The sequence below is a fragment of the Photobacterium sp. WH24 genome, from assembly GCF_019204055.1.
GTDB lineage: Bacteria > Pseudomonadota > Gammaproteobacteria > Enterobacterales > Vibrionaceae > Photobacterium > Photobacterium arenosum.
The window spans coordinates 46,405-65,300 of sequence record NZ_JAGSOZ010000013.1; the positions used below are offsets into that span (position 1 = coordinate 46,405).

The 18,896-nt window shown below is 46.2% G+C and carries 19 protein-coding genes; 8 read left to right on the plus strand and 11 right to left on the minus strand.

The genetic code is table 11. The features are described from left to right. Nucleotides 1-38: 38 nt before the first annotated feature. The 3 genes from KCG43_RS15605 to KCG43_RS15615 all read right to left on the minus strand — a co-directional run bounded on the left by KCG43_RS15605 (nt 39) and on the right by KCG43_RS15615 (nt 3,573). The gene (locus KCG43_RS15605) at nt 39-1,316 is read right to left on the minus strand and encodes a pyridoxal phosphate-dependent aminotransferase (protein WP_218386091.1); all 1,278 of its coding nucleotides are present in this window, start codon (nt 1,314-1,316) and stop codon (nt 39-41) included. Beyond that, nucleotides 1,309-2,103, minus strand: a complete 795-nt coding sequence (locus KCG43_RS15610; protein ID WP_218386093.1) for an iron-containing redox enzyme family protein — start codon at nt 2,101-2,103, stop codon at nt 1,309-1,311. Before KCG43_RS15610 ends, KCG43_RS15605 begins: the two co-directional genes overlap by 8 nt. Before the next feature lie 573 nt (nt 2,104-2,676). Then, entirely contained in the window at nt 2,677-3,573 is an 897-nt protein-coding gene (locus KCG43_RS15615; RefSeq protein ID WP_192017813.1) for a LysR family transcriptional regulator, read from the minus strand. Nucleotides 3,574-3,691: 118 nt separating this feature from the next. Between KCG43_RS15615 and KCG43_RS15620 the strand changes: the two genes are divergently transcribed. From KCG43_RS15620 to KCG43_RS15635, 4 genes are all read left to right on the plus strand, one after another. After that, nucleotides 3,692-4,927, plus strand: a complete 1,236-nt coding sequence (locus tag KCG43_RS15620; protein WP_218386095.1) for an MFS transporter — start codon at nt 3,692-3,694, stop codon at nt 4,925-4,927. Nucleotides 4,928-5,157: 230 nt separating this feature from the next. Beyond that, nucleotides 5,158-6,225, plus strand: coding sequence for a poly(3-hydroxybutyrate) depolymerase (locus KCG43_RS15625; protein WP_218386098.1), 1,068 nt, complete (start codon nt 5,158-5,160; stop codon nt 6,223-6,225). Between the two features lie 330 nt (nt 6,226-6,555). Then, on the plus strand, nt 6,556-7,740 hold the full coding sequence (locus tag KCG43_RS15630) for an acyltransferase (RefSeq protein ID WP_218386101.1): 1,185 nt from the start codon (nt 6,556-6,558) through the stop codon (nt 7,738-7,740). 159 nt (nt 7,741-7,899) lie between these two features. Further along, entirely contained in the window at nt 7,900-8,331 is a 432-nt protein-coding gene (locus tag KCG43_RS15635; protein WP_218386105.1) for a hypothetical protein, read from the plus strand. 209 nt (nt 8,332-8,540) lie between these two features. On the opposite strand, the gene KCG43_RS15640 is transcribed toward KCG43_RS15635, so the two are convergent. Beyond that, the gene (locus KCG43_RS15640; RefSeq protein ID WP_218386109.1) at nt 8,541-9,407 is read right to left on the minus strand and encodes a LysR family transcriptional regulator; all 867 of its coding nucleotides are present in this window, start codon (nt 9,405-9,407) and stop codon (nt 8,541-8,543) included. 104 nt (nt 9,408-9,511) lie between these two features. Here KCG43_RS15640 and KCG43_RS15645 point away from each other — a divergent pair, with 104 nt between their 5' ends. Both KCG43_RS15645 and KCG43_RS15650 read left to right on the plus strand, forming a co-directional pair. After that, nucleotides 9,512-10,225, plus strand: coding sequence for an AzlC family ABC transporter permease (locus tag KCG43_RS15645; protein ID WP_218386217.1), 714 nt, complete (start codon nt 9,512-9,514; stop codon nt 10,223-10,225). Continuing rightward, entirely contained in the window at nt 10,215-10,523 is a 309-nt protein-coding gene (locus KCG43_RS15650; protein ID WP_218386112.1) for an AzlD family protein, read from the plus strand. Before KCG43_RS15645 ends, KCG43_RS15650 begins: the two co-directional genes overlap by 11 nt. A 72-nt stretch (nt 10,524-10,595) precedes the next feature. Here the strand turns inward: KCG43_RS15650 and KCG43_RS15655 are convergent, their stop codons facing one another. Next, a complete protein-coding gene (locus tag KCG43_RS15655; RefSeq protein WP_218386115.1) occupies nt 10,596-11,024 on the minus strand; it encodes an N-acetyltransferase in 429 nt (142 codons plus the stop codon). Between the two features lie 772 nt (nt 11,025-11,796). On the opposite strand from KCG43_RS15655, the gene KCG43_RS15660 reads away from it, so the two are divergent. Then, nucleotides 11,797-13,056, plus strand: a complete 1,260-nt coding sequence (locus KCG43_RS15660) for an MFS transporter (RefSeq protein WP_218386118.1) — start codon at nt 11,797-11,799, stop codon at nt 13,054-13,056. Between the two features lie 256 nt (nt 13,057-13,312). On the opposite strand, the gene KCG43_RS15665 is transcribed toward KCG43_RS15660, so the two are convergent. The 5 genes from KCG43_RS15665 to KCG43_RS15685 form a co-directional block, all read right to left on the minus strand. Beyond that, nucleotides 13,313-14,413, minus strand: coding sequence for a BamA/TamA family outer membrane protein (locus KCG43_RS15665; protein ID WP_255558063.1), 1,101 nt, complete (start codon nt 14,411-14,413; stop codon nt 13,313-13,315). Nucleotides 14,414-14,543: 130 nt separating this feature from the next. Further along, nucleotides 14,544-15,035, minus strand: a complete 492-nt coding sequence (locus KCG43_RS15670; protein ID WP_218386120.1) for a GNAT family N-acetyltransferase — start codon at nt 15,033-15,035, stop codon at nt 14,544-14,546. Between the two features lie 158 nt (nt 15,036-15,193). Next, the gene (locus tag KCG43_RS15675) at nt 15,194-15,613 is read right to left on the minus strand and encodes a hypothetical protein (RefSeq protein WP_218386122.1); all 420 of its coding nucleotides are present in this window, start codon (nt 15,611-15,613) and stop codon (nt 15,194-15,196) included. Nucleotides 15,614-15,618: 5 nt separating this feature from the next. Then, nucleotides 15,619-16,131, minus strand: a complete 513-nt coding sequence (def, locus tag KCG43_RS15680) for a peptide deformylase (protein WP_218386124.1) — start codon at nt 16,129-16,131, stop codon at nt 15,619-15,621. Nucleotides 16,132-16,220: 89 nt separating this feature from the next. Beyond that, the gene (locus KCG43_RS15685; RefSeq protein ID WP_192016286.1) at nt 16,221-16,952 is read right to left on the minus strand and encodes a response regulator; all 732 of its coding nucleotides are present in this window, start codon (nt 16,950-16,952) and stop codon (nt 16,221-16,223) included. A gap of 281 nt (nt 16,953-17,233) precedes the next feature. On the opposite strand from KCG43_RS15685, the gene KCG43_RS15690 reads away from it, so the two are divergent. Next, nucleotides 17,234-17,758, plus strand: coding sequence for a GNAT family N-acetyltransferase (locus KCG43_RS15690; protein WP_192016285.1), 525 nt, complete (start codon nt 17,234-17,236; stop codon nt 17,756-17,758). 55 nt (nt 17,759-17,813) lie between these two features. Here the strand turns inward: KCG43_RS15690 and KCG43_RS15695 are convergent, their stop codons facing one another. Further along, the gene (locus KCG43_RS15695) at nt 17,814-18,803 is read right to left on the minus strand and encodes an NADP-dependent oxidoreductase (RefSeq protein ID WP_192016284.1); all 990 of its coding nucleotides are present in this window, start codon (nt 18,801-18,803) and stop codon (nt 17,814-17,816) included. Nucleotides 18,804-18,896 lie beyond the last annotated feature (93 nt).

Here is an 18,896-nt window from a genome sequence, read left to right on the forward strand (position 1 = left end):
GCAGATTCGCTTGCTTTCGGGGGAAATCCAACCTGAATTTACAGGCTTAACAATGCATTCCTGATGCGCTCAGCGGCTTGACGCAACGTGGACTCAGAACGTCCCGCATTCAAGCGGATAAAGTGCTTTAACTCAGGTACTCCTTCAGCAAAATGAAGGCCACCTATAGAAGCAACCCGCGCACGATCCAAAATAAATTCCTGAGCGCTGCCATATCCCAGCGTTGCTATTTTTTCCCCGTAACCAGAAAAATCAGCAAAGATGAAAAATCCTCCTTCAGGAATCGGCACACGGACTTCCGGTATCGCATTCAATTTTTCTACAAAACCTTCAAGATTTAATCGGGAATTAATCGCTCTGGCTTTGGCAACTTCATCCATACATTCCTGCATTGCGGCATGTGTAGCGACTTGAGCATAGGTTGCTGCAAACGAGTTCAGGTTGACCTGTACTCTAGCCATCATTACCAGTTTTTCCGCCGTACTGCAGATATAACCGACACGATCGCCATGCATCCCGTATGTTTTACCTGGTCCGGAGACAAAAGTGGTGCAGTCTCTCATCGCATATTCAACACCGTTTTCAAAAGTCACAGTGACATTAGAAATCGTGGCCGGGCCGTTAAGAATGTGTGATTCATAAGGGCAATCAAACAGTACTTGAATTGGAGGCTGATTATTTTGCTGACGATGCAGGTTATGCCGTGCGATCACTTCAGATAACGTCGACAGGTCCTCATGTCGGTAAATTTTGCCGGAGGGGTTCAGACAATCGCCAAGAATAACCATTTTGGTGCGATCTGAGATTGCCTGGTCCAGATCTTCCGGTGTGAGGGGGTTGTCATAAAAATCCCTGACCAGAATGCCTTTCATCACCCCCCCATGCAGCTCAATCATATCAGCGTAATGCGGCCAGTTAGGCAGAGGAACTATCACCTCATCTCCCGGGTTTAGCAATGTATGAAAAACCACAGTGATGGCCCCTTTAATCCCTCCTGGAGTCACCATGATTTCATTCTCAGGAGCATATTTAACACCTCTGAGGCGGAAAATACGTTCACTGATTGATTGCCGCAGAAAACCAAACCCAGTGACAGGTGCAAACTCATGAATCGTACGTGGCTGTGTCTGGATGAAGCGTATCACAGCTTCATTGATACGATCGTCAGCCAGATCATCCAGCGTCCCTATACTGAGATCGATCACTTCCTCACCTTCTGGTGCACTGGCATTCAAAGCCGTAATTTTTGCTTTAGTCCCATGTGTGACAGACTCTCGCAACTTCATCGCAGTAGCAGAAAAAACACTCTTAAGCATAGGTATTTTCCCCCTGAGCGATAGGAAACGCGTCTAGCTCTGCTGCCTGACGATACATGGCCAACCACATAGCCTGTTGAGCTTTAAACATTTCTGTTGCCCCGTAGATAATCTCATTGAGATCGCTTTGAGAATGGCAGTTGTTAATCACACAGTTTCTCGCATCTTCTGCATGTCTTTCTTCAACTCCGTTGTCCACATGAGCATTGAAATACACTTCAACTTCATTCTTGTATTGATCTTCTTCAAGATGTGCTCTGCTCAAACGGAATGCTTCTCTGAACGCGGTCAGCATTCTATCTGCATGCGTTTCCAGCGCCATAACGACCCCCAACATGCGTGGATAACTGTCTGTCAACAATGCCTGTATGCGCTCTCGGTATGCCAGGGTTTCAGGAATAATAAATGGACTATTTTTCGCATCCTGTACTTTCAGGGACGCAAGTTCATACTCTGCTGCGCCAAAAAGATTCAGAGCATTTTCCATGAATATTTCATGGCAATGGGCTTTATTCCCCATCCCGGTTTCTTCGCCCAGGATGTACGAAAATAAAATCAGGGTATCCATGTCATTCATCGCCGCAGAACGGGCACAGACCTGTGCAATACCTTTAACGGTCAGCTCAGTTCGGTAAAAAAAGTTTGCTCGGAACAATTCATAACTGGCAGGTGTCCATGGGTGCTTTGCCAGATGCCTGAAGTAACTGTTTTCAAAGATTGAATGGTTTTCCAGATCCGTTAAAAAACTATCCAGCTTGCCAGTGTGCAGATGATTTTCGTTTGACATTTTTGCTCCTTGATTCCACAAATTATCGGGCCTGATTTTTATGAGCCCCTCATCTTGTTAACAAAATAATGCAGAAATGATAACAATTGCACAATACACTAAATGCATAGTCACCTGGTTTGATATTAGTCACATTTCCTATCGGTCAATAAAACAGCAGATCACGACGCCAAAATTGCGCTTTTAAACAATAACGACAACGTGAGACACCTTTACTCACTGAGTCAGCCAGTGCAGGGCACTTAAGATGGGATGAAGAAGAAGTAACAGAACAGGAAGACACCGTTCGTTGAGTTTTTGATTAACGCTGCACGATCTGCCCGGCAGTCTAGCGATGTAGTGACCGAGTCATATAACACATAAGCAGTACCCGAGCTGGATCTTCAGTTTCGGCATCTGAATACTGGCTTTTCTAACCTTTGCACTTTGGCTTGCGATTTCAACCCAGGTCTTGCCTCTTGGTTAATCAAAGACATCCCGCATATCAATGATCGTTGAATTGTTACTTACTACGGTTGGTATACCTAAAATGATCAAGGTTTCCCGGTACGCTCAGCATTCACAATGTTTAGCTCACTGAGTGCTCAGGTGTTTTTGCAGATGCTCAACGAAGATTGTGATTTTTTTAGCCAAATGTTTTCGCCCGGCATAGAAAGCATAAAGAACCAGAGGCTCAGGTTCAGCGTCTAGCTCTATGATCTGCAATGTGCCTGCGTTAATTTCATCGGTACACGATTCCTCAGGCAATATCGCGAAGCCAAGACCTGCCAGCGCACCAAACTTTGCCATGTTGCCACTGTTTACTTTAAATGACGATTTCACACTCTGCGTAAGCAACTGACCGTTTGAATGCCTGAATACCCAGGGGGAACCATTTAGCGCCGTTAAACTACTGATACAAGGCAAGTGGTTCAAATCGGCCAGTTTATGAGGACGGCCATGCTGTCTGATCAAGTCCGGTGCAGCGACCACTGTGCTTCGCAACCTGACTATCTCTTTCGCGACCCAGCTACTATCGGTAATTTTTCCACGGTGATAGCTCAGGATCAGATCGAATCCATCCAGTAAACTCTCTTTAGGGCTCAGGCTGGTTTCACAAGATAGCGATATTGCAGGATGCTCTGCACAAAAAGCCACAACTGCCTTTGCAAGTACCGGGATATCTGGCATCAGGATTCTGAGTTGACCCGTTACCGTTTGAGAGTACTGATTGACGTCTTCAAGCGCATCATTCAGCGCCGCTAACAAGACCCGCGTCGTAGAGTAAAGCTGCTCACCCGCCTCGGTTGGGGTCATACGACGCGTCGTTCTTTCCAGTAACCGGGTATTGAGCTTCTCCTCCAGTAAAGCGACATGACGGCTGACATTTGATGTTGGTAAACTAAGCTGCTCTGCTGCCTTTTTAAAGCTGTTGTACTCATAAACACAGTGAAAACTTTTCAACCACTGCTGCTCGATCTGCTCAATCATTTATTATCCCGAAATACTGGATTATCAAACCAATAAATCGCACTTTATTACTCAATTCGGGTTAATACAATAAGATCTTTCATAGGAATTTACTCCTCAAGACCAGAAAGGCTTAACAATGCTCACTTCATTTTTTTCATCACGTCGCATGTCTGATTGCAGTCTCTATATCTGCTTTATGATTCATTTTCTGGTTGCACTGGATGCATTAGTCATTGTGCCTTTCAGCTCGATAATGGCACTGGCAGCGAGTGTTCCAGCTTCACAGTCTGGCTATCTGACGTCTGTTTACGCTATTGCCGCAGCACTTACTTGCCTGATGATAAAAGGCTCACAGGATATGACTCGTGAAAGAAAAAGAATCCTTTTCTATCTTGCTGGTATAGCTATTACAACGCTCATTACCTCAATGCTGGATGACTTTGCTCTTTTGCTGTTGGCTCGGATATTTACGGGAGTTTTTGGCGGAGCATTAGCTGTTGTAAACCTGAATTATTTAATATTGATGTCTGATGAAAAGAAAAAAAAGAAAAACACGGCAATTCTAATCAGTGCATTTCCGTTAGCGCTCGCTCTTGGTGTACCTGGCCTCATCATGGTGTCCTCAGGAACTCACTGGCAGTTTGGCTTTCAGCTATTAGGAATGGCTTTCATATTGTCAGCCTTCTTGTTTTTATTCGTTCATTTAACCTCTCCCAAATCGTTGCCGACCCCAGGATATACAAGAGTTACTAAGCAAAATACGCCAATTAGCTCACTCCGAAATCACAAGATATTACTTTTCTCTGCTGTGCTGATTTTCACCGCCATTTTGAGCACTTTTGTCGTATCAACCCAATACCCTGTCATGCTAACGATAAACCTCGATATACCTGAAAAGCTTCTGAGCCTTTGTTACACAATAAGCGGGCTGGGTTCTTTTGTATTAATACAATATTACGCAAGAGCAAGAATGAGTGATATTACAGTTAGCAAGTTAATAGGGCGGCTTTCATTAGTTATGGCGATCGCTGTAGCATTGGGCTTTCATACAGAAAATGTAAATCTTGCCGCACTGGCCTTTGTCATTTTTATCATTGTCAGCTCTGCTCGCACTCTTATCTTAATTACCGAATTAATCAGCGCTCTCACGCCACAAGATCGTGTGATTATCATCGGTCTGCAAAACTCGCTGCAACACTTTGCGGTTGGTCTGGGCGGCGCCTTAGGTAGCCTGTTTGTTACCTCGCAAGCGGATTTATCGGTAGATTTTTCAGCAATGACCTATGTGGCAATCGCCTTAATTGCCTGCACGCCTGTGCTATGGAAAGGCAAGTCATTGATTAGCTTTGATAAGGTCAATCAGACGGGATGAGCCGTGTGCTATCTGAGAATAACCGGCTCTAAAAAATCGCCGGTAGAGACATAACCACAATTAACCCAGGCAGTGGCTGTCAGTTCAGCCACTCTCAAAATCACCCGCCTTTTTGATGCAAATATGAAATTCATATTTGCGCAACACATTGCTTATTTGCACCTATACTCCTTCCAGACTCTCGCTTAAAGCGTACGACAGGACGTCATCTAACCAGACAGGAGTTCAGGATGCTGCGCACTCTGCTACAACGTTTATTGACCTTTGCCATGCTGTTCTCTGCTTCAGCTCAGGCAACAAACGTGCTGCTTCCGCCATTGAATGCACAAGCCAATCAAACCTCGATTTCTGGTCTGTCGTCCGGTGGTTTCATGGCGGCGCAATTTCATGTGGCATTTGCTGAATCACTGGTCGGGGCGGGGATTGTTGCGGGTGGTCCCTGGAACTGCGCGGGCAATAATCCCTTTGTGAACCCACTAATCAACGCGACGACAACTTGCATGAACCCCTGCGCAAATAGCCTGAGTGGCTGTTCGTCAACCCTGTTTCCCAACAGCGGATACTTAGCGGAGCTGGCGAAAGTAACAGCCAGCAACGGCCGGATAGACGATACTGAGCACCTCAGAAACGATCAGGTTTACCTTTTTTCAGGCCGGCTGGATGAAACAGTCGTCACAGGTGTGGTCGATTCCGCCGTGACCTTTTACCAGAAACTGGGAGTGCCTGAAGCGCAGATCCGCTATAACAACAGCGTTGATGCCGGCCATGCCTTTATCACCAGCGATCCGGCAGATACCCCCTGCGATCTCACACAAGCTCCTTATATCAATAACTGTGACATCCCGCAGGCAATGCGAATTCTGGCGCACATTTACGGCCCGCTGAATCCTCCCGCTGCAGCGCCCGGCGGTGACTTAATGGCCTTCGATCAAAGTGAATTTATCAGTAGCCCGCACACCAGTATGGACGACACGGCGTATGTCTACATTCCCACCAGCTGCCGCTCGGCATCCTGCAAAGTGCATGTTGCTGTCCACGGTTGCCGCCAGGGCATTGCCGCTATCGGCACGACTTACATAAAAGAAACCGGCTACCTGAACGTTGCCGATACCAACGAGATCATTGTGCTGTTCCCGCAGGTGAAAAAGTCTGAGTTCATCCCCTACAACCCCCGCGGCTGCTGGGATTTCTGGGGTTACAGTACTTTAAGCCAGCCGCCCTACAACTATTACACCAAAGACGCCCCGCAGATGAAGGCAATAAAGGGAATGATAGATCGTTTGGTCAGTGCAGGATAATCAGTCCAGTGCGAGAAATGCCGTATCAATCCTATTTCCCTGCTACTGGTCAAAAACAATAAGGGCGAATAAGCAGAGCATTCGTTCAAATTCTTCTGCAGCAGACGCCTTCTTTCTAATGCTGCTTTTAACTGCCAATATTTCAATTAGTTACAGTGAATACGTCGCGAGAGTCACGATTTTAACCTCCCATCGCCCCGCAGAACGCAATGCAACAAGACACTTATTATTTCTCGCCATAAAATAATCTCAGATAATGTCAGGACGGCCAATGCCCCCGTCACGTGGCCAATTGCTGCAAGCACAGAAAACATAAATCAGGACAAATACATGCAACGTCAACTCCCTTTATTAACACCGATTCGCGGTATTGCCGCGCTCATCGTCACCTACTTTCATGCGCGTTTAATTCTGTTTCCGCAATGGAGAGACAGTATTGCGGAATCCACACATTTTCTTGAAAACGGCTATCTCTGGGTGGACATTTTTTTCATCTTGAGTGGTTTTGTCATGATGTATGTTTATCAATCCACTTTCGCCACAGGCAGTAGCTTGAAAAAGTGGCGAGGATTTATGTGGTTGCGTTTCAGTCGTATCTACCCTCTGTTCTTTGTCACCCTGGCTGCACTCTTTATCTGGGAATATTACAAATCTATTCACCAAATCGGCTTTTATGCCGGCCCGTTATTTGATGCCTGGGGTGCAACAGGAATTCCACCTTTTTCCGGCCCGTTTAACCGAACCGAAACCCTGGTACCAAACCTGTTTCTGGTAAATGGTATCCTTTCCCAGCCTTTAAGCTGGAACATTGCCGGATGGTCGCTGAGTATTGAATGGCTGTGCTATCTGGTCTTTCCATTGCTCATGTCAGTGCTCTTGCGGCCAGCAAAGAGTAATGCCTGGCTGCCAGTCCTGATTATGATGGTACTTGGCGGTATGGTTAGCATGCATGGAACATTAGATATCACTTCAACACTGAATGCATTTGTCCGAGGCATTTGTGGCTTCACATTAGGCATGTGGTTATCCCGAATCTCATTCAGTCCCAGAATGAAAAGCTGGGTGAATCATGACGGGTTACTGATTGCGCTCATCATTGCTTTAATCTCAGTGCTTCAGTTCAGCATCAGTTACACAGTCACTATGACAACTTATGTGCTGTTTGCACTTTTGGTACTCGTCGCGGCCAATCAGCAGAATCGTTCTTCGTTGTTACTCGGTTTACTCGATAACAAAGTCACGCAATTTCTGGGCGATATCTCTTATTCCATCTATCTGTGGCACTCAGTATTACTGCTGGCCGGTGTGGAGATTCTCCACCATATCAATCCTGACTGGACGGCATGGTGGTATGCGCAAACATCTGCGACAACCGTGCTGACAGGTATTTTTATCTTTACCGCTGTACTAATTATTGTGTCTGTATGCAGTTACTACTTGTTCGAACGTCCATTGATGAAATGGATGCGGGGAATGGGAGGCAAACGCACTACGCCAGAGGTGTCAAAAGCATAACCGCTGAATACAATCACAGTGGCTGAGATTCAGCCACTGACAAACTGGCAGATTAGAACCAACCAGCCATACTGTATGCAATCAGTACAGCTGTGTTAGCCTTTGGCTGTACGCTCCGCAACACGACACTGGACTTCTTGAAAGCAGTAGGAAAATTATATGACGGCATATCTTACGAATAGTAATCCCCTCAAGTTATTACTCTGTGGCTTATCGCTGATGCTCTCTGCCGCCGCAGCTGCCGATGATATTCGCACTGAACGCGTTCAATTTCAGAAAGGCACTAACGGCGCGGTGATCGAAGGGAGTATAAAAGGCTATGAAGTCGTTGACTACGTGTTGAATGCCAAAGAAGGCCAGCAGATGAACGTTAGCATGGCAACAAAGAACACTGCTACCTATTTCAATATTCTTGCACCGGGTGAAAACGACGCTGCCATGTTCAACGGCTCAGTCAGTGAGAACCAGTATGAAGGCAAACTGCCTGCATCTGGTGACTACAAAGTCCGGGTTTATATGATGCGCTCTGCCGCACGCCGGAACGAAGTCGCTGACTATAGGTTAGAAATGATGATCAATAGCGGAAAGTAATTCCTGCTACACGGGATTAGGCCGTATAAGTGTACTCAAGCGCCTAATTCCCGTAGCCCTCCAACCTTCGTCAGTGTGTTCATCGGGGTCGCCACCAACAACGCGATAAACCTGAGTCGAAATACGCACTTAAGTAAGGCATTGTGCCGGATAACCAGCATTATTAAATGACCCAATTAATACTGAGGAGGCATCGAGCCAAGTGACAATCAAACGGCAGATAGCCTCAGCGTACGAACCAATAAGTCATGAAGGTAATCTACCGCCGGAGAGCCTTTTGATTTTTTACTCCGGTATACAGAAACTTCCATGGGCTCTAACGGCCCCAAACCCTGCTCCTCTCCAAGTATTTCAAGGTGAGGAGGCACACTGCACTGAGTGAACACCGCTATGGCGAGTCCACTTTCCACCGCGGCAATCTGGCCCGCCAGACTCGAACTGTTATACACCACTTTGTAAGGTTTGCCTTGCAAAGCAAGGGAGTGTATTGCACTTCTTCTGGCAAGACTGGCACTTTCATAGACAGCAATCGGCAGTGTTTCCCGACGCCAGATTTCAAACTGAGACGCGCCCACCCACACCATAGGTTCATGGAAAAGAAGCGTACCCCGGCTCGGGTTGTCTCTGGAAACTAGGGCCAAATCCAGATCATTATTCTCTACCCTGGGGATAAGCGAGGTGGACTGCTCACAGTTTAATTCAATCTCTACCCCACCGAATCTCGGGGCGAAATTGCGCAGCACAGGCGTAAGGTATTTTGCTGCATAGTCATCCGGCACCCCTAATTTGACTTGGCCGACCAACTCTTCACCATGGAATGCCGCTTGTGCTTCTGAATGTAAATCCAGTATCCGCCTGGCGTATCCCAACAACATCTGGCCTTCTGTGGTCAGTTCACTATGCCGGCTCCCTCTGACGAGCAATTTTCGTCCGACGGCATTTTCTAACTTTTTCAGTTGCATGCTCACCGCAGATTGCGAACGGTGAACGGATGTCGTTGCATTCGACAAGGAACCGGCATCAACGACCGCCACAAAGCTCTTTAACCAATCTATCTGTAAGTCCTGATAACTCATTTATTCGATTTTCGAATGGATGATTTTTGAATTATGCGCTTTTCGATTTTCCCATTCCAGTTTATTGTTTCGACAATCTCAGATTATTCAAAATGATGGTTTTTATGCATACGCAAGAGTTGAAGCTTGAATTGAATGCGATACAACAAGGCTTTGTCAGCTTAGTTCCTATCTCATTGTTCGTATTAGTCTTCGGTGTCGCTTTTGGCTTAGCCGCGTCTCAGGAGGGACTACATGAAGCCGCCGCCGTATTGATGAGCGCACTGGTGTTTGCGGGGGCCTCTCAGTTCGGGGCTTTAGATCTTTGGGGAACCCAGGTGCCTGTGCTCCCATTAGCTATTACAGTCTTTGCCATTAATGCCCGGCACTTGCTCATCGGGGCAACCTTGTATCCTCATATTCGTTCCCTGAATCCGGCCACACGCTATGGCGTCATGCTGGTGGCATCCGATGCGAACTGGGCGCTGTCGATGCGGGCCTTTGCGCAAAATGAAACGTCCAAAGGACTCGGTTTACTGTTCGGTGGCGGGATCGCCCTTTGGTTTTTCTGGATTATTGGTACCTGGATCGGTTTTTATTTCGGCAATGCCATACAAAATCCATCCGCCTTTGGAGCCGACATGGTGATGGGGTGTTTCCTGCTTACCATGGCGCTGGGAGGCAGCAAAAACAATAAGACTTACATGATATGGGCTGCGGCGGCCACATCATCGATTGCCGCTTATCTGTATCTGCCTGAAAACAGTCATGTGATTGTTGGTGCATTCACAGGCGGCATTATGGGTGTTTTACTGGGAGGAGAGAACAATGAGCATTGATACCTCTGAAATGGGTACACTGCTGCTCGTCATCATAATGGCGGTGGTTACAATAGCAACCCGCTGGGGAGGTGTCTTCATCATGTCGTACATTCCCATCAGCAATCGTGTTCAACAGTTTATCTCGGCGATGTCAGGTTCTGTGCTCGTTGCAATCATAGCGCCCATGTTCATCAAGGGAGATACGGGCGCTCAAGCAGCACTGCTGGTGACAGCAGTAGGTACCCTGGTACTGAAAAAACCGCTGCTCTCTATCGCTGCCGGCATAGCGATGGCTGCACTGATGAGAAATATGTAGATGTTCAGAGGGTCGCAGCGGTTATGCAGACATCGCTAAGCTAGCCTGTGTGCCGTCACACTCAGGGCCGGTTTAGCCGGCCTCATACCCCATCACCCACTCGCCTTCGCCTGTGTGCTCATCAACGTTACCGCCGATGACGCGAAAACCCTGAGAGAGATAAAACCGATAACTGACGTCATTGCGTTTGTAGACATTTAGCGACAGCGATTCACGACGTTTTTTAGCATGACTGATCAATGCTTTACCTATGCCTTTACCCTGCACATCGGGTTTGACGAAAATGGCCGCCAGCTGGTTTTCGTACAGGGCATAGAAGCCCTTCACTGTGCCTTTTTCAACCCAGACGTAAACTTCAGAAGCCGGCAGGTACATGCTGCGCATGTTGTCGACCTGAGATTGCCAGTAATTCGGTGAAATGAAATCGTGTGCTTTAAGTGAAGCATTAAGCCAGATATCCAGTACCGGCTCCATGTCTGTGTCTGTAAATGCTCTAATCATTGTGTCTTCGTGTTGTTTGCGTTAACAGGAGTATCACAGCTAACACGGTAGCCTTGCCAGATCACAGATCTCAGAATGAAGGAAATAAATCTTTATACGTCGCAAAATTCCGCATCGGCACTCCATCTTGTAACTGAATCCACAACGGCTTTAACTCGCTTTCGTTAAAATCCCGATCCCATGTTGAAGTAAAAAGCGCTTTCTTCGTCGCTGAAGGCAATATCAATTCCGGTATGCAGGCCGTACCGGCGGGCAATCAGGTAGCGAAAGCCCTACCATCAATGCATATCAGAATAAAAGACCACAAGTTTTACAGAGCCAAATTGTACGTTAGTACACATGCTCTGGCCTCATTTATAGAAATGATATTCACGTAAATGAAATCACATACTTATATCTCTGCATCACACATCAAAGTCAAAAAATAGTCGTATTAATAAGTCAACAAACATCACAACGAACATATTATTAATTCTTAAAATGCGATGAGCAACTCAATTTAAGTCAGATGAGTAGTGAATTTTGCAAGAAAAGTTCACAGAAAGGAAGCTAAGTCCATTGTTTTCAATATGCATCTATGAGAATAATTATTTCTCGAAATCGTTCGAGATCAGCCAAAGGAATCATTATGAAAAAGTTAGATGCAAAGAAAGTTTTTTCACTAAAAAAGAAAAGTACACCATGCTTAAAAAACGTAAGTAACTGAATCAATTATGCCGCACTGTGTACGGCTTTTGGCTCATGACATTCAATTATAGAAATCAGTATCTAAATGAATATAGTCAATTTTTTATTATCAAGTGCAATGAGCTTGCTTGCCTTCAGGAGTTTTAGCATTATATTTGTCTGGTCAATCGCTACGATGGAAGGTGAAAACAACAGCATTGCTTTAGGTAGTATAATTGCATTAATGTGGATAATAAATTTAGTTACCCTCCCACTATCCGGAGATCTCCTTGACAGAAACAAAAAGAAGAAGATACTCATTATAAGCGCCATGTTCTCTGTTATTTTCATTAATGTTTACTATATATTTTTCTACCACTTACAAGTGTCTTATCTCTATCTAGCCCTCACGGCATCTATCCTCGCCACAACAAATTCAATTGTTACAAGCAGTATCAATAGCACAATCCCATTCTTAACTAACAAAGAACACTACACAAAGTATATAGGGATTGCGACTTCATTAAATTCAGTGCAAGCGATTGTAGGTGCAATCCTGGGTGGCGGTGGTGTTGCTTTCTTAGGCTCACAGTTGTCTATCATCGTTGTGTCTGTTTTTTATACCATATCACTGACTCTTCTGCTATTTGTGAGAATAAGAGATGAAAAACCAGACAGCTCTCTTCATCAAAACTTTGTTAAACGGGCAAGCGTTGGATTTAAAATACTATTTCAATTGAAAAATGAAAAAATAACTTGTTATATTGCCATGGTCACTAACCTTATATTAACCCCTATGATGGTAGTCATTCTACCTCTATATGTGGCTAATAATTATAATAACATTGCTCCTTTAGCTTATTTTGAAGTTTCATTTGCTATCGGCATGGGACTTGGCGCCCTCATTCTTTCAAAAATTGATTTTAATACTTATACCAGACTTAAACCTGCGATAGCAGGGAATATGATGATTGGTCTTGGAATAATATTATTCTCAATCTTTGAGATCATTCACTTAAAGTTATTATCAATGATGCTATCAGGCTTTGGTCTATCGTTAATTGTTATCGCAACCAATAGTGTAAGGTCATTTGCCGTACCTGACCACTTTAGAGCACGATTAGAAAGTGCTATTTTCTTCCTGTGCGTCATTACCATTCCAATAGGAAGTCAAACTTTTGGATATTTGATACAAACATTCGGTAATGACATTATTAATCCACTACTACTAATTATGGGTATAATAGTATCTTTCAGTTCGTTAGCATTTTTCCTATCTAGCCACACTAAAAAGATGCTTCTTAAATCTAATACTCAACTAGACCAAATTTACATAAAAGAATACCCGAAAGCATTTGAAGGATAGAGCATGAACATTTCCGATTTAAACTGGGCAATACCAAATTCAAACCAAAGCAATACACTTAAGTTTATAAACCTTAAAGAGTTACTAGAAAGCTTTAACCATATTATTGACATCTGTGATTATGAATAAAATATAGGAAGCCATCCAAAAAAACACAAAACTTGGCCAGAAGTTATTAAGTGACTGTGTCCAGCTTGTCGATAATTGTAAATCAACAATTTAATCGCCCATAAATCGCTAATTGCACTCGCTTTCGTTAAAATCCCGATCCCATGTTGAAGTAAAAAGCGCTTTCTTCGTCGCTGAAGGCAATGTCAATGCCGGTATGCAGACCGTACCGGCGGGCAATCAGGTAGCGAAAGCCTGTGCCATAAGCGGTTTCACTGTGTTCATATAAATCGTGGCTTTCGCTGGCAGCTGAGCCAGTGCCGATAAAGCCTGAAAGCGTCCAGCGGGGATCGATACGCCACATCAGCTGTGTCTGAACCGCACTGACATAATCATCCTGATATCGATAGGCCGAAATACCACGCAATTTTACATATGGTTTCACCAATGGCGGCAGACTTTGATCATCAGAACGCATTGACTGGTAATCACCGGCAAAAGCCAAAATCAATTGTTTGGATAGTGGGAAGAAAACCTGGCCATCTAAAGCAAACGTATCGTAATCGTAATCACTGCCAATGCCATCACGAAAGAACATATACTCGGCAGTCACCTGATAGCCATCTGTCGGGAAGAAAAAGTTGTCTCGGGTGTCATACTCAGCAACGAATCCCACACCGGATGAGGTCGTACTCTTTCCTAATGCACGCTGAAAAATCTTATCCACCACCTGATTGGACGCACTCACCTCCGTACGCGTCCAGAACTGAGAAAACCCCAGCAATAGTGGTGTATCCTGAACACGGAACTGGAGTTTCTGAATCACCCCGTAACCTTCCGTCTGCGTTTCAAAACCCAGCGCCTGACTGGCGGGAAGCCGGCCACCGAAATCGTCGTAAATATCCATCACGACATCCCCATAGCCAATCCCGCCCAGATAACGAATATGGTCTTTATTCCAGGTTCTGCGATGCCCTAAGGCAGCAAACCAGGTGCCATTTTCCGTCGCTGCGCCACCTGCTACAGTGATCGCAGGAGGGATAAGCCTTGCGCCACCATCGAGTGATTCCAGAGCCAGCTTACGGCGTGCTTCTTTTTCAGCGTCAGTTTCATGCAGAAACAAGCCAAATATACCACCGCCACCACCTAATGCCGGCTCGGTAATAATCACAGGAACCGGAAGAAAGCCGTAAGCGTTTTCAGCCAGATATTCCCCCATGTCAAACATGCCGTCGATAGGATCTGTCATGGATATCCCATAAGACGCTGAAGAAAATATTGCCATTGAACCCAGAACGCTAGCTCTTAGAATGCGATGCATTGAGGTCATCTTCCTTAATTAATGCTCTGACATATTCTTATTACCCGCTGAAATTAAATCACACTAATTTGTGTGACCAAATCTCACGGCGGTAGATATCTGTCCCGCGCAAGCTGCCATCCTTACCAACACGCTGCCAGCCCCAGCGGCGGTAGTACCGTAACGCCCTTTCGTTAGTGCGACTGACGGTTAAAAGCATAGCCTGACAGCCTGCCTGATGTAGCATGTCTGCCATGAACTGCTGTGCGGCATCAGCCACCCCGGAGCCACGGTATTCAGGAATAACATAAATCAGGTGGATATAGCCTGTTTCGGCTTGATCGGAAAAACACTTAAATTCTAACTGACCAATAATCTGGTTATTATGCCAGATATGAATGTAATACCATCTGGGATCCACCAGCCGGGCACGCATTCTTTCTTCATAACCGTGAATAAACGGCCCAAAGCCGCTGTCTGACTGAAACGTACACACAAAAGCATCGCGCCGGAAGGCCATGCAAACGGCAAAGTGTTCATCAACATTGACAGGACGAAATTCAGGTTTCACGTGACCTCTCAGGCGGTGCAATTGCGTCAGTTCAGGAGCCGGCTAGCCACACTATAGCGAATAATCCGCGCAAACGGTGATTCAGAAGACTTAAAACCGGCAATTTATGCCTGACCTGACAAGCCGAATACGTTACTTGTTCATACTCTTTAAGATGCTCAGTCAAATAATATCTGAAGCGATCGACTGTCAAAATGATCATTCGCATTTTTACTCATACACCGAAGTGGCACTAGCCAGTCAAGGTCATATAACCGGGCATGTTCAAACATCATGCAAGCCTGATAATTCACGAAATAATCTTCAATATTTGCTTCAGACAGAGTCCCATAACGTTTGATGGAATCTGAAGCACAATAATTCGAAGCAGGTGATATCTCAACGGTGCACACACCTTCAGAAATATTCATACATTTCTGATATATCGGATTAGCACAGATGACTTTTCCACCATTCTTTTCTATTTTCCCTGCGACCAGTTCCAGCCAAGCATCATGGATTACAGGCTCCTCTTGCGGTTCACCCGCACAGCTTGTCAAAATACTCGCCATCAGGCTCACTCGGATGATTTTATTCATTATCTTTAGGCTGTTTTCGCCATTACCTTCACGGCTTTCTTGACTTTCTTCATCGCCATTTGTCGTTTGAGAGGTGACAGATAATCAATGAACAGATTTCCGCGCAGATGGTCAATTTCGTGCTGCATCACAATTGCCAGAAAATCATCACGCTCAATCGTTACTGAATTGCCCTGACGATCAAGCGCTGTAACAACCACAGACTGATAACGTTCAACATCAGCGTAATACTCCGGCACCGACAGGCAGCCTTCCTGCCCCATGGCTTTATCTTCACCGCTCACCACGACCGGATTAATCAGCACTAAGGGTTGATCTCGGGTTTCTGAGATATCAATCACCACCACAGCTTCACGACGACCAACCTGAGTCGCCGCCAGGCCAATGCCATTAGAGGTGGCGTACAGAGTCTCCAGCATGTCATCCACCAGTGTCTGAACAGAAGCAACATCAGTCACAGCAATGGCCTGCTCTTTTAAGCGGGGATCCGGGGCGGTGAGAATGTCTAATCGTGCCATAGTGTTTCAATTACCTTAACGTTAACTTCAATCAGATTCAGCATACTCTGATACTTTGCTGTTCATCCGCGTTATCTTACTGGTTTTATTTAATTTTCATAGGTCACTGGCGCGGTAAAAATATAACCGTTACCCCGCATGGTTTTGATGTATTTAGGATGTTTACCGCTGTCGCCCAGCCGCTGTCTTAACCGACTGAGCTGAACATCTATCCCCCGTTCAAACGGCAGCGCTTCGCGGCCCCGGGTAGCATTGGAAATGGTGTCCCGGTCCAGCACTTCATTAGGACGGGATAAAAATAACATCAGCAAACTGAAATCGCCGCCCGTCAGTTCATAGTCCTGCTCTGTCTGAAGGTCATATAGTCGGTGAGACAACGTCTCCAGACGCCAGTGTCCAAACCGGATAGCGCGCGGTAATGCCGTTGGCTGTACCAACTCCTCCGCGGCCACAGGGCGGGTTCGACGCAGCAGCGCCTTAATGCGTGCCAGCAACTGACGCGGACTGAATGGCTTAGCGATATAGTCATCAGCGCCGATCTCCAGCCCCAGAATCTGATCCATTTCATCGGAAGCGGCTGTCAGCATCATAATCGGTACTTCCGATGATTTCCGTACAAACTGACACAATGTAAAGCCGTCGTCCCCCGGCATCATCACATCCAGCAAGATGACATCGGGCGTATGCGCTTCAAGCTGTTGCTTCATGGCAACGCCATCTTCTGCGGTTATCACCTCATAGCCGGATTTAACCAGATACTCCTGCAATAACTCGCGGATTTCGACATCGTCATCCACAACCAGAATGGTCTTTGTCGACATGGTGGTGTTCTCTTTCTGTTCGTACACGTCATTATCGTTATCATTTATTACTGATAGCTTTCATAAAGCGCTTTGATCATCGCTTCATTTATCCCTGAAAGTACTTCAGCCGCCAGCAGTGTTATTCATTACCGGGATGAAATCACGGTGCAGGCAACAAAAATTTGAGGCAGATAAGGTTTTATCGCCCTGTTACAGGTGAAATTTTGCTGCCAGCTTCCCCTGATACGCCATTCATGCATAATACTTTTAAAGCAGTATGTTAAGAGAAAAAGTTCCTTATGCTAACCATTGATTACGCCACGCTTGATGATCATTCCGCAATTACCGAACTGCATGTTCGCAACTGGCAGGCTGTGTATTGCAACGACTTGTCAGAACAATATCTGATGCACGATATCCATCAAGACAGATATCAGACCTGGTACTCGCGATTGACTCAGCCCATGAGCCAGCGGCACATTCTTGTTGCGAAACAAAACGGGCAAATGTGTGGCTTTATCTGCATAGAGCTGGATGCCCATCCTGAGTTAGGCACGCTGGTCGATAACCTGCACGTTAACCCTGAAATAAAAGGACAGGGCATTGGCAAGCAGCTTCTCGCGACGGCAAAAAAGATTATGGCCGAGCACGCTCAGTCAGACAGCCTGTATCTGGAAGTGCTGGCGTCCAATCTGCCGGCCATAGGTTTTTATCAGCGGATGGGGGGAACAGAGTATTGTGCGCAAACCTGGCAGGCACCGGACGGTACAGTGGTTGATGAATATGTCTACCATTGGCCCGGAAACGATCAAATGAAATTCTGATTGCAGACACTGCCATACAGCACGGCCGTATCCATCGATACAGCCGTGAAAGCGTTTAAAGCTCGACAATCAATTTACCTTTATTCTCACCGGAGAACAGCAGGTTAATCCCTTCAATGGCACTATCCAGACCCTGCAGGGTATGAGCACGATACTGCAGCTTGCCGGCCATCATCAACTCTGCCAGTTTTTGACCGTATTCCGCAAACCGATGGAAATGATCCGGCATAGTAAACCCCTGTATCATCAGTCGTTTACGCACAATATTCATCCAGTTCGGACCCGGCTGTGGTGTCGCGGTGTTGTAATCGGCGATCATGCCGCAGACAGCCACACGACCATGGGCGTTCATGCGTTGATAAATGTGCTGCTGTGCAACGCCGCCGGTATTTTCAAAGAATAAGTCAATGCCGTTGGGGGCGGCGGTTGCCAGCTTGGCAGCAAAATCCTCATCGTGATAGTTGATTGCGGCATCAAAACCCAGTGTCTCTGTCAGCCAGTGGCATTTCTCGTCGCTGCCAGCCACACCGATGACAGTCACGCCTTCCAGCTTCGCTAACTGGCCAACCATAGAGCCCACAGAGCCTGCTGCGCCTGTCACTACCAGTGTCTGTCCCGCCTGCGGTTTCAACACTTCATACAGGCCGTGATAGGCCGTCACGCCCGGCAAGGCCACCACAGAGAGCAAGGCTTCCTGCGGCACACTGGTCGGCACTGGCGACAAACCGCCTTTGGCAACAAAATATTCCGTCCAGCCCATCATACCCATCACACGGGTTCCCACCGGAAAATCCGGGTGGCGGGATTCCACCACATCACCGATGCCGCTTGAGCGCATCACTTCTCCCAGCTCCACAGGCGGAATATAACTTTCACGATCGGCACTCATCCAGCCGCGCATGGCCGGGTCCAGTGACATGTGGGTTTGCTTGACCAGAAACTCACCCTCGGCAATTTCCGGCACTGTCTTCGACACTTTTTCAAAAATATCTGACGTGATGGTGATGTCTGGGCGTTTTTTCAGAAGAATGGCACTGTAATTCATGATCTTGTTCCTGTCGTTGTCTTGAGGCACACTCTAACTCTTGCTGAAAATGAAAATAAGACCGCAAATTAAAGAAACACTTTTGCGTGAAAT